The following is an 11,790-nucleotide window of genomic DNA, read 5'->3' as shown; positions in this document are numbered from 1 at the left end:
ATTACTTAGGGAAAGATGCGATCTCATTTTTTTTCCCTTGACCAGTTAACAAAGTGGCCACCCTGTCGCTCCTGACGGCACTTAAACAAAAACTAAAGTAGGTTAGAATCCTTACGGAGAGAAAACTTAATCTCAAATAACAGGCTCATCTAGACGAGTCGGGCAAGGTTCTGTGATTTTGATAACGACGACTGGACTGGGTTGTTGTCAGGTTAATTGATGATTTCTATAGTAGTGCTCCTAATATGGAGTGATGTCTAATCAGCAAAACTTAACGCCGACAAAAACAGGGACAAGACCATGAAACAAAGAAAGATAGCCAATACACTGCGTAAAGCCTTGCTACAAGATGGCAAGATGGAACGCGCTCTCTATGAATACGAATTAGAAGAACACATAGACTACTGGTACGAAGGTCTCAAGTCCGACCGTGATCAGTTTGTCTTTGCCATCACAGAAAACTCCGGTCACGTGGCAATGGTATTGATTATGCCAGATAAAACTATCTACGTCAATGAGGAGGCGAGAGAGAAACTCTCTCAATTCTGGATAAAAGCTTATAAGAATAATATAAACCGATTAATTCCCATGATGGCGGAGAATTTGGCCAATGATATTATCTCGGTCAATGGCGTTAAAACGGTGTCCCCAAACCAGAAGCGGCGCTGGGTTAGTTTACGCCCGTAGAGTTAAAGTCAAGAAAGGCTCACTTAGGACAAAATTGGTATTACTTCTGGTTCTGGGGTTCCCAGATGACGGCAAACCCTCAAAAACTATCCGCCCTTACCAATTGCTCGGTAAGGGCGGTGTAGCGGGTCATCGGAATCGACACCAGACTGCCGGAAGGAACTCCAGCTAGTCTAAATCTTGTTTAGACGTGGGGATCTAGAGAACAGCCCCGGCGCACAGCCGGCTATTGTCGATTAAGAGACCCATGCTTTTACTACTTTCTACCATCGACATCACCTCCTGTATCCCTTAACGGATTAATTATTGAATTTATCTGCAACTAGCTTAACGCAGCTGTGCGGAAAAAATCAAGGCCGGCAGCTAAAAATTTTTTCGGCAGGCTGAGATTAGCCCCAAAATGTAGGTGGAGATAGGAAGCGTGCAGATTCTTACCTTGCCACCCTTCGGCATTGATGTCACTTTTGGGGAATGCTTGCAGTTGATAAATCGGTGCGTCGCTCACCCCGCTTAATTGGGAGCGATGGAATTCATGGCCGCGCACTGGTTGACCTGCTTTGAGCAGGATCGTCTCCTGTTTGGCGATGGCTTGCCGATAACCTAGGGTTAACTTCGGCGACATTATAGCAGATTGGGGGATTATTTGCAACATAGAATGATTTTTTTGCTCAAAATCAACTATTTTGTCACATAAATACATTAATCCCCCACATTCGGCGTAGGTAGGCATTCCAGAGGCGATCGCTTTTCTCACCTGAGTTAAGATAGGGGTGTTAGCGGCTAATTCTGGGGCAAAGATTTCGGGAAAACCGCCACCAAAGTACAATCCTTGTAGGTTTTCGGGCAAATTTGCCCCTTGCAAGGGACTCCAAAAGATTAATTCCGCGCCTAAATTGGCTAAAATATCGAGATTATCGGGATAATAAAAGTTAAAAGCCTTATCTCTGGCAATACCGATACGGATAGGGGGAAAAAGCTTATTTGATTCTGGGGGATTTTTCGGGTTCTCTTGGGGAGAAATAGTCAGTAAAGGCAAGAGAATGTCCCAATTAAAGCAGTTTTGGGCAATAGAAGCCAGTTGATCTTGCAGTTGCCTGATTTCTCCTAGTTCATCCCTGGGAACTAATCCTAGATGGCGATCAGGAATTGTCAGGGAATCTTGACGACGCAAAACCCCAACAATCGGCATATTGATGGATTCTAGGGCGGTTTGCAGTAATTGCAGGTGGCGATCGCTACCAACCCGATTGAGGATAACTCCGGCTAGATGGAGATTTTTGTCTAAAGATTGATAACCGCGGACAATAGCGGCGACAGAGGTAGATAAACGACTACAATCGATAACTAACAGCAGAGGAAGCCCTAAAATACGGGCAATATGGGCGGTACTGGCATAATCGGGAAATTGAGTCTCGCTTAATTGAATACCATCAAATAGCCCCATTACCCCTTCGATCAGAGCATAATCGACATTTTGACAATGTTGGGCAAAACAGGTTTTTACATAGTCTTCAGAAGTTAAAACCGGATCGAGATTGCGACAGGGGCGACCGGTAAAATGAGTATGGAACATGGGATCGATATAATCGGGCCCGACTTTAAAAGATTGCACTCGATCGCCACGACTGATTAAATAGGCCAAGATTGCCAGAGTAATCGTAGTTTTACCGACTCCGCTTCTTTCTCCTGCGATGATCATTATTAGTTGTTTTTTTCGAGATCGAGCTAGACTTAATTAACCTGTTACACAATCAATTCTAAGGCTTGCCAACGGCTAATAGGGTCAATTTTGGCCGCTAACTGGTTCCTGTGTCAATCGACTTTTTTTATTAGCGGTGAAATCAATTTGACCACGTTTATGATCTTTGGCATCATCTCTAGACGACCAGCTATTGTTCCGGCGTTCCGACGTTGCCCAAAACCAGAGACTTCCTACCCCACCATTAAGATAACTGCTAGATTAGCGGACCAATTTTGTTTAGCTGTTAACTTTTGTAAAAAAAACATCGTCCGTATCCTATTGTACAGATAGACTAAAAATATCTAGAAAAAGCAGTTAGATCGGCAAGAGGGAAAAGGTAAAAACCCTGACTGGGAGATGACGGGTAAATACGCAAATAAGCCTGAATTACCGCTCTAAAATTGGCTTTACCGACAGCAAAAGACCAGATTAATCAGGCAAATATCGTCAAATAAACTAATCAATATAGCTCCTTAGGTGTCTGGGAGTGAAAAGGACAGAGAACGGAGTTTTTCTAGTTTCTATAACTGCACTAATCAGAGACCTGGAACTTAGCTCTAAACCGACAACTAAATTATCAGGAGAATTGGGGTTATGCCGACTCTACACACGCTGACCAATGATAGTATCTCTTGTCCCCTGCCCGATCGCGTGGAGAACGTCAATTTCTACTACGAATTAGAAAATCAAATTCATCCCACCTACGGCCTCGAAAACCTAGGCATGAAAAATCTCGGTCGCGTTTATCGCAATCTTTCCGTACCGCAATTAGTCGAACAGGCGATCGAACATCATGAGGGCGTTTTAGCCGATAATGGGGCTTTAGTGGTGGAAACGGGTAAATATACCGGTCGTTCCCCCAAAGATAAATTCATTGTCAAAGAAGCCAATAGCGAAAAGGAAATCGACTGGAATCAGCATAACGCCCCGATTAGCGAGGAAAAATTCCAGCAGTTATACCGAAAAGTCCTCGCCTATGTGCAGGGAAAAGACCTATATATCTTCGATGGTTACGTCGGGTCCGATCCTAATTGTCGCTTTGGCGTGCGCGTCGTCACCGAAATCGCCTATCATAACCTCTTTGCCCATCAGTTATTCCTCCGGCCCAGTGCGGTCGAACTAGCTGCCCATCAAACTGATTTTACCGTGATTGCCCTGCCGGGGTTACAGGGAGATCCCGAAGATGACGACCTGAACAGCGAAGCCTTTATCGTCCTCAACCTGGCCAAAAAAATCGTTCTCATCGGTGGCACTCGCTACGCTGGCGAAATCAAAAAATCCGTCTTCTCGATGATGAACTACCTGATGACCAAACAAGGGGTTTTACCGATGCACGGTGCCGCTAACATTGATAAACACGGTCATACGGCCCTCTTTTTCGGTCTCTCCGGTACGGGTAAAACCACCCTTTCCGCCGATCCTAAACGCAGCCTCATCGGTGATGATGAACACGGTTGGTCAGAAGACGGCATTTTTAACTTTGAAGGCGGTTGTTACGCTAAAACCATCCGTTTAAGTGCCGAATACGAACCCCAAATCTGGGCGGCGATTCAATTTGGCACTATTCTCGAAAACGTGATCCTTTCCCCCGATAATCGCCTTCCCGACTACGATGATGGACGTTTGACCGAAAACACCCGCGCCGCCTATCCCCTGCGTTATATCCCTAATTGTGCCGTATCTGGCATGGGAACCCACCCGAAAACTATTATCTTCTTAACTGCCGATGCTTTTGGGGTACTGCCACCAATCGCCAAATTAACCACGAACCAGGCGATGTATCATTTCCTCTCCGGTTATACTAGCAAATTAGCGGGAACGGAACGGGGAATCACCGCCCCACAGGTGACTTTTTCCAGTTGTTTCGGTCAATGTTTCTTCCCTCTCTCACCCCTTGTCTATGCCCAAATGTTAGGGGAACGTTTAGAACAACACCCCGAAACCTCCGTTTATCTGATTAATACTGGTTGGTCCGGCGGTCCCTACGGAGTCGGCGATCGCATTTCGATCAAACACACCCGCGCTATGGTTTCCGCCGCTTTAAATGGCGATTTAGAGGAAGTCGTTTTCCATCCTCATCCCATCTTTCAAGTTCTCGTCCCCGAAATTGTCCCGGGAGTTCCCAAAAAAATCCTCGACCCGCGACAAGCATGGCAAGATGGCGAATCCTACGACCTACAGGCGCGAGAATTGGCCCATCGTTTCGTGGAAAATTTCCGTCAATTTACCACTGCCTCCCAAGAAATAATTGCAGCCGGTCCAATTTGGGAATAACAGCATCAACGAAGGCAGGAGGCAGGAGGCAGGAGATTATTTTTATTTATTCTCTCCTCTCCGGCGCTCCCCTATCCGGTGCTTCCTACACCCTTCTATTACCCATGGCTTGTCCGGCGAGATAACCAGTGGTCCAAGCGCTTTGAAAATTAAATCCCCCCGTGACTGCATCGATATCTAGTACCTCCCCGGCAAAATATAACCCCGGACAGATTTTACTTTCCATAGTTTTAAAATCCACTTCCTGAAGATTCACTCCCCCAGAGGTGACAAATTCCTCCTTAAACACCCCTTTTCCTTTGATTTGATATTCCCCCTGCTGTAATTCAATCATCAATCGATTGAGAGTATTTTTAGATAATTCGGCCCAGGGAGTTTCCGAGTTAACAGTCAAGTAACTTAATAAACTCTGCCAAAGACGCTTAGGTAACTGCTCAAAGGGACAATAATTAAAAAGTTTTCTTTTGGGATATTCACTTTTAGTTTGTAAGATAATTTCTCGCAATTTTTCAGGAGGATAATCCCCCAACCAATTAATGATTAAAGGCATTCGGTAATGATGCTCGTGAAGTAACCGCGCTCCCCAAGCAGAAAGTTTTAAAATAGCCGGTCCACTAACTCCCCAATGGGTAATTAACAAAGGTCCGATTTGTTCTGATTTACTTCCCCCAAGACGAACTCGCACTTTATCCACAGTAACCCCTAACAAATCTTTCAGGCGAGGATCGGTAATTTGAAAGGTAAATAAAGAAGGGACAGGAGAGACTAGAGAATGACCTAAATCTTGAGCGGTGCGATAACCAAAAGGACTACTTCCCGTAGCAATTAAAAGCTTATCTGCCCTAATTTGCTCATCTTTTTTTAATTCAATTAAAAAACTTTCTTCCTGTTTTTTAACCGATTTAACTGGGGAATTTAGCCTTAAATCAACCCCAGCAAAAGTCGCACTTTCCCGCAGACAATTAACAATAGTTTCAGAATTATCGGTGCTGGGAAACATTCGTCCATCCGCTTCTGTTTTGAGTTTTACCCCTCGCAATTCAAACCATTTAATAGTATCTTGGGGTTGAAACCGACTAAAAGCTCCCCGTAGTGCTTTGCCACCGCGAGGATAATAATTAACCAATTGGGAAACGTCAAAACAATGATGGGTGACATTACAGCGTCCCCCTCCCGAAATCCGCACTTTCGCCAAAGGTTCTTTGCCCGCTTCTAGGATAGTAACGCCAGCTTTTGGGTTAGATTCTGCCGCTTTAATTGCGCCAAAAAATCCCGCTGCCCCGCCACCAATTACGACTATTTGAGTCATATAAGTAAGTGGTTATAATTAAATTGAAGATAGATTTTGTCTTTGATCCCCCCTGCCCCCCTTGATAAGGGGGGTGCCGATAGGCGGGGGGATATCCCTTGATAAGGGGGGTGCCGATCCCCCCTTAATCCCCCCTTGATAAGGGGGGTGCCGATTCCCCCTTAATCCCCCCTTGATAAGGGGGGTGTCGATCCCCCCTTAATCCCCCCTTGATAAGGGGGGTGTCTGATAATTTTTAACGCCTACCTACTTATCAAGGAAAAAGTTAAGTTTAAACCGACAAAAATCGCTGAATGACTTCTTGACTTAATCCGCTTGTGAAACCGGAAGCAACAATTCCCCCTTTCTGCATGGCGTAATATCGATCAGCTTGGCGGACAAAATGCAGGTGTTGTTCTACTAATAAAACGGCAATTCCTTTGCTGGCAACAATACGCCGCACCGCCGCTTCAATTTCGAGAATAATTGACGGTTGAATTCCTTCCGTGGGTTCATCTAAAATTAATAATTTTGGTTCCCCCACTAAGGCGCGAGCGATGGCTAATTGCTGTTGTTGTCCACCGCTTAAATCTCCTCCCATCCGCGATAACATGGTTTTTAAAACGGGAAATAAATCAAAGATTTCTTCGGGAATTGTGGCATTTTTTCTTTTTGTGGGTAAAGCTTCCAAACCGAGAGTTAAATTCTCTTTTACCGTTAAACGGGGAATAATATCCCTACCCTGCGGCACATAACCCAGTCCTAATCTGGCTCTTTGATCTGAGGTTTTATTAATCAGGTTTTCTTGCTCATAATTAATTGTTCCCGCTCGCGGTTTTAAGATACCCATCAAGGTTTTTAATAGGGTAGTTTTACCCACGCCATTACGTCCGATTAAACAGACCATTTCTCCCGCATTAATGTTAAGGTCAACATCTCTTAAAATATGACTTTCTCCGTAGTAAACATTGAGTTCAGATATGTGTAACATTGTCAACCCTTTTTAACTAATTTTAATCCTTTGACTTTTTATTCTTCCGAGGAACCTAGATAAACTTCAATAACTTTCGGATCATTTTGAATTTGCTCCATATTCCCCTCACAGAGAACAGTTCCTTGGTGTAAAACCGTGACTTTGCGGGCAATTTGACGGACAAATTCCATATCATGTTCAATGACAATAATCGAATGACTTTCCGCTAAATTTAATAACAAATTACCCACGTTTTCCGTTTCTTCATCGGTTAATCCTGCCACGGGTTCATCTACTAGCAGTAAATCTGGTGACTGGGCTACTAATTGTCCTATTTCTAAGCGTTGTTTTTCCCCGTGGGAAAGTAAAGAAGCGGATAAATCAGCTTTAGCAGTTAACCCGATAATTTCCAATAAACCAATAACTTGTCTGCTATCTTCTAGGGGAGGACGACCGAAAAGAGTCGAGAAAACATTTTTATTGCGATTACTAACTAAATCGAGATTTTCTCGGACAGTTAGATTTAAATATACCCTAGGAGTTTGGAATTTGCGACCAATACCTAAACGAGCGATCGCAAATTCGGGAATTTTGCGGAGATCTCGACCTTTAAATAATACCCGTCCGATGGTGGGTTGCACTTTCCCCGTAATCACATCTAAAAAAGTGGTTTTTCCCGCACCATTGGGACCGATAATCACCCGCAATTCTCCCGTATCCATACTGAAATTAAGATTATTGAGAGCTTTAAAACCCCCAAAACTAACGGTAAGATTCTCGATTTCTAAGATTTTTCCAGTCATAATTTCTAAGAGGGAATTGGTAATTATGAATTATGAATTATGAATTGGGGAGTGGGAAGCAGGGTGTGGGGTGTGGGAAGAATAAATAAAAATAATCTCCTGACTCCTGATGACCGACTCCTGACTCGGAGAATACTAACAGAATAAGGTCACTTATGCTCTAATTCTTCTTTTTCCAGTTGCACTTCCGGAGCTTCCTCAATACTAGGATAGGTGATTAAAGTTTTGCGGAAACCAAAATGAGTCAGCAAACGTTTAATTCCACCGAGAAGACCATCGGGAAGCACTGTCACCACAATTAGGAATAGGGCCCCTTGGAAAAATACCCAGACTTCCGGAAATTGTTCGCTTAAAAAAGTTTGGGCCATGCGTACTAATAAAGTACCGATAACTGCCCCCACAAGGGTAGCACGTCCCCCCACAGCCACCCAAATCACCATTTCAATGGAAAAAGCCACATCCATAGAGTTAGGGGTGATAATTCCCGTTTGCACCGTATAAAGAGCGCCGGCAACACCAGCAATCGCCCCAGAAATGGCAAAAACTAACACCTTAAACCAAGTAGGATCATAACCGGAAAAACGGACACGCACCTCATCATCGCGAATGGCGACTAACAAGCGCCCAAATCTGCCGGTAGTTAACCAACGACAGAGGAGATAAATAGCCAGTAAACAGACAATTGTGAGTAAATAAAAGGCCACTTGAACGGCATCGGAACCCACCAGCAACCCGAAAATTGTTTGGGTATCGGTTTTTAAGCCATTAGTGCCGTTAATTAACTTTTGTTGGCCGTTAAAAAAGTTAAAAAATACCAGTAAAGCCGCTTGGGTCAAAATCGAGAAATAAACCCCTTTAATGCGATTGCGGAAGATTAAATAACCTAATAATCCCGCCATGATCGCCGGTACGATAATTAGGGCTATAATTGTCAAAGGTAGGGAATAAAAAGGTTGCCAAACAAAAGGTAATTCTGTCACCCCGTAGAGGGTAAAAAATTCGGGCAGTTGTCCCGGTGGTAACTGAAGATTTAGGTACATGGCCAAAGCGTAACCACCGAGGGCAAAAAAGATGCCATGACCAAGACTTAATAAACCCGTATAACCCCAGATTAAATCTATCCCCAAAGCGACAATAGCCAGGGAAAGAAATCGCCCCAATAAACGCAAACGGAAAGCCGACAAAGCTAAGGGCAGTAACACCGCAAAGATGACCACTAAACCAACAATAACAGCGATTTCCGTGATTAACTTTTTCTTTTCCCGTTGTCGGGATTCGTTTCTAGTGATGGTTTCGGTAATCATAATCTATAACTCGGCAGTACGTCCTTTAGGAGGAAAAATTCCCGCAGGTTTGAATTGCAAGAAAGCAATAATTAAAGCAAAAATCATCACTTTTGCCATGCTAGTGGTGGAGAAAAAGGTGAAGAAATCCGTTAGGGGTTTTAGTGCTTCTACGGAACCAAAGATCAGGGCAAAAGTTCCCGAACCAATTAAATAATTAGCCACACCGATGGCCATGGCTGCGATAATAGTTCCCAGGAGATTACCCACTCCCCCCACCACCACTACCATGAAGGTATCAACGATATAATTTTGTCCCACGTTTGGACCGACGGAACCCAAAAAACTAATCGCACAACCGGCAACTCCAGCTAATCCCGAACCGAGGGCAAAAGTCAAAGCATCCACTTGATTTGTCGGAATGCCTAAACAGGCACTCATCTGGCGATTTTGGGTGACGGCACGAATGCGTAAACCCCAAGAAGATTTATTTAAAAACCAATAAGTCCCTAACAAACAAAGGGCAGTTAAAATGATAATAAATAGACGGGTGTAGGGCATTTGAAAACCGGGTAAAGGTAAACCTCCCCGTAACCAAGCAGGAGCCGTGACATCGACGTTTCTGGCACTAAACCAGGGTCGAGCGAGAACCGGATTAAAAGATAAAAGATAGCCTAATAATCCAGCGATAGCTAGGGATAAAGGCAGGGTGATACCAATAGCTAAATTGCGAATTCTCTCCCAATCTAGGCGACGACTTAACACCGTCATCGCCCCAAAAAATAACAGACAGAAAACTATTAAACTAATTACTAATAAGCCGTTGACACTTCTGACAAATTGCTGCAGAATTAAGCTAACTCCCCAAGTGGCCAGCAGCGTTTCTAGGGGTCTGCCATAGAGGAACCTAATCACCCCCCTTTCTAATAATAATCCCGCCAATCCCGACACTAAAAAAGCGATCGGTAGGGCGAATAAAACATAAGTATCAAAGAGGGGAGAACCGAAACCTTTAAAGATATTCTGCACCACAAAAGTACTGTAGGCCCCTAACATCATTAACTCACCGTGAGCGAGATTAATTACCCCCATCAGTCCAAAGACAATCGCTAGTCCTAAAGCGGCCAGCAATAGCACAGAACCGATGCTAATACCATTAAACAATCCTTCCAATAATGCTGACACTTTTCGTTGTTCCTGTGCATTTTTAAGCTTTAAAAAGTGGGGTGAACAGTAATGCCCACCTCACTCTCGTTACTGTCTGGAAAAATTCCTAAAACTAGGATTTTTCCATTTTGAATTTACCGCCCTTGGCCGGATCCGTCCAGTCACAGGCAAAGCCCTTAGTTTCGGGGACAAATTGGTTCCAAGGTTGCGGATCCACTACCCCCGGAGTTGACCAAACGATGTCAAATAGACCATCATCTCTCACCTGACCAATGCGGACGGTTTTGGAGATATGATGATTGGGGAACATTTCCACCGGTCCTTCGGGAGCATCGAATTTTTGTCCTACGGCCGCGGCGCGAACTTTGTCGAGATCATCGGCGGTTGCCGCTTGTTCCACCGCTTGCTTCCAGAGATAGACCATGATGTAGGCCGCCTCCATCGGGTCATTGGTCACGCGATCCTCACCATATTTAGCTCGAAAAGCCGCAACAAATTTCTTGTTAGCGGGGGTATCTACGGTTTGGAAATAGTTCCAACAAGCGTACTGACCGAGGAGATATTCCTTACCGATTTGTTTAACTTCTTCCTCAGCAACACTCACCGACATGACCGGATATTTATCGGGAGTTAAACCGGCCGCTTGCAGTTGTTTAAAGAAAGCCACGTTACTGTCACCGTTGAGGGTGTTGAAAATAACGCCACCATCGGGTAAAGCTTGCTTAATTTTGGTGATAATCGGGGTAACTTCCGTGTTACCTAGGGGTAGGTAGTCTTCGCCCACGGTTTCGCCGCCTTTCGCCTTTAACTGCTCTTTAATAATCGTGTTGGCGGTGCGGGGAAAAACGTAGTCGGAACCGACGAGGAAGAATTTTTTCCCTTTATTTTCCAGCAACCAAGTCACTGCCGGCTCGATCTGTTGGTTGGGGGCAGCCCCAGTGTAGAAGATATTTCTAGAACACTCTTGACCCTCGTACTGGACAGGATACCAGAGCATATGGTTTTTGGCTTCAAACACGGGTAAAACCGCCTTACGACTGGCGGAAGTCCAACAACCGAAGACAGTCACAACTTTGTCCTGATCGATCAGTTTGGTGGCTTTTTCGGCAAAAGTTGGCCAATCGGAAGCGCCATCTTCCACCACTGCCTCGATCTGTTTACCAAGAACACCGCCGGCGGCATTGATTTCCTCGATCGCCAGTTTTTCCGCATCAACCACGCTGGTCTCACTGATGGCCATGGTGCCACTGAGGGAGTGCAGAATACCCACCTTAATCGTCTCTCCAGAGGCTGGGGCGGGACTAGCAGCCGGACTAGGACTAGCCGTGGGGGTTTGGCTTTGATTGCCACCACAAGCTTTTAACAGAATACTGGTTCCCAAAGCGGCAGAACCGTACAGGAGAAATTTACGTCGTCCTAAATTTGACATGATGATCTTGAACTAACCTCGCTGACAATATTAGCTACTTCACACGGATGTTTTTGCTGAGGAGATTTTCGGGAATCTTTCTACAAATATCTGTGTGATATTACGGCTAGGTTAGCAGATTTTTTGTGATTTTCGCTACTTTTTG

Annotated in this window: 9 protein-coding genes; 2 read left to right on the top strand and 7 right to left on the bottom strand. The window is 44.6% G+C overall.

Annotated features, from left to right (window positions below):
• The first annotated feature begins 300 nt into the window (after positions 1-300).
• Entirely contained in the window at positions 301-687 is a 387-nt protein-coding gene (locus IM475_RS14815) for a hypothetical protein (RefSeq protein WP_353737455.1), read from the top strand.
• A gap of 322 nt (positions 688-1,009) precedes the next feature.
• On the opposite strand, the gene IM475_RS14810 is transcribed toward IM475_RS14815, so the two are convergent.
• On the bottom strand, positions 1,010-2,386 hold the full coding sequence (locus tag IM475_RS14810; protein ID WP_287728063.1) for a cobyrinic acid a,c-diamide synthase CobB: 1,377 nt from the start codon (positions 2,384-2,386) through the stop codon (positions 1,010-1,012).
• 636 nt (positions 2,387-3,022) lie between these two features.
• Between IM475_RS14810 and pckA the strand changes: the two genes are divergently transcribed.
• The gene (gene pckA, locus IM475_RS14805; protein ID WP_287728062.1) at positions 3,023-4,702 is read left to right on the top strand and encodes a phosphoenolpyruvate carboxykinase (ATP); all 1,680 of its coding nucleotides are present in this window, start codon (positions 3,023-3,025) and stop codon (positions 4,700-4,702) included.
• An 85-nt stretch (positions 4,703-4,787) separates the two neighbouring features.
• Here pckA and IM475_RS14800 read toward each other — a convergent pair whose 3' ends face one another.
• The 6 genes from IM475_RS14800 to urtA all read right to left on the bottom strand — a co-directional run bounded on the left by IM475_RS14800 (position 4,788) and on the right by urtA (position 11,645).
• Positions 4,788-6,011 (bottom strand): BaiN/RdsA family NAD(P)/FAD-dependent oxidoreductase, encoded by a 1,224-nt coding sequence (locus tag IM475_RS14800; protein ID WP_287728061.1) that lies wholly within the window; start codon positions 6,009-6,011, stop codon positions 4,788-4,790.
• A gap of 271 nt (positions 6,012-6,282) precedes the next feature.
• On the bottom strand, positions 6,283-6,981 hold the full coding sequence (urtE, locus tag IM475_RS14795; RefSeq protein ID WP_287728060.1) for an urea ABC transporter ATP-binding subunit UrtE: 699 nt from the start codon (positions 6,979-6,981) through the stop codon (positions 6,283-6,285).
• A gap of 38 nt (positions 6,982-7,019) precedes the next feature.
• Positions 7,020-7,766: an urea ABC transporter ATP-binding protein UrtD gene (urtD, locus tag IM475_RS14790; protein WP_287728059.1), complete on the bottom strand. Its 747-nt coding sequence runs from the start codon at positions 7,764-7,766 to the stop codon at positions 7,020-7,022.
• A 149-nt stretch (positions 7,767-7,915) separates the two neighbouring features.
• Complete coding sequence (urtC, locus tag IM475_RS14785) at positions 7,916-9,070, bottom strand: urea ABC transporter permease subunit UrtC (RefSeq protein WP_287728058.1); 1,155 nt, start codon at positions 9,068-9,070, stop codon at positions 7,916-7,918.
• Between the two features lie 3 nt (positions 9,071-9,073).
• Positions 9,074-10,234 (bottom strand): ABC transporter permease subunit, encoded by a 1,161-nt coding sequence (locus IM475_RS14780; protein WP_287728057.1) that lies wholly within the window; start codon positions 10,232-10,234, stop codon positions 9,074-9,076.
• A gap of 94 nt (positions 10,235-10,328) precedes the next feature.
• A complete protein-coding gene (gene urtA, locus IM475_RS14775) occupies positions 10,329-11,645 on the bottom strand; it encodes an urea ABC transporter substrate-binding protein (RefSeq protein ID WP_123230619.1) in 1,317 nt (438 codons plus the stop codon).
• Between the last annotated feature and the right edge of the window lie 145 nt (positions 11,646-11,790).

The sequence above is a fragment of the Microcystis sp. M061S2 genome (assembly GCF_020245605.1).
Classification (GTDB): domain Bacteria; phylum Cyanobacteriota; class Cyanobacteriia; order Cyanobacteriales; family Microcystaceae; genus Microcystis.
The sequence above is the reverse complement of the archived record's forward strand: the minus strand, read 5'-3'. Positions and strand labels throughout refer to the sequence as shown.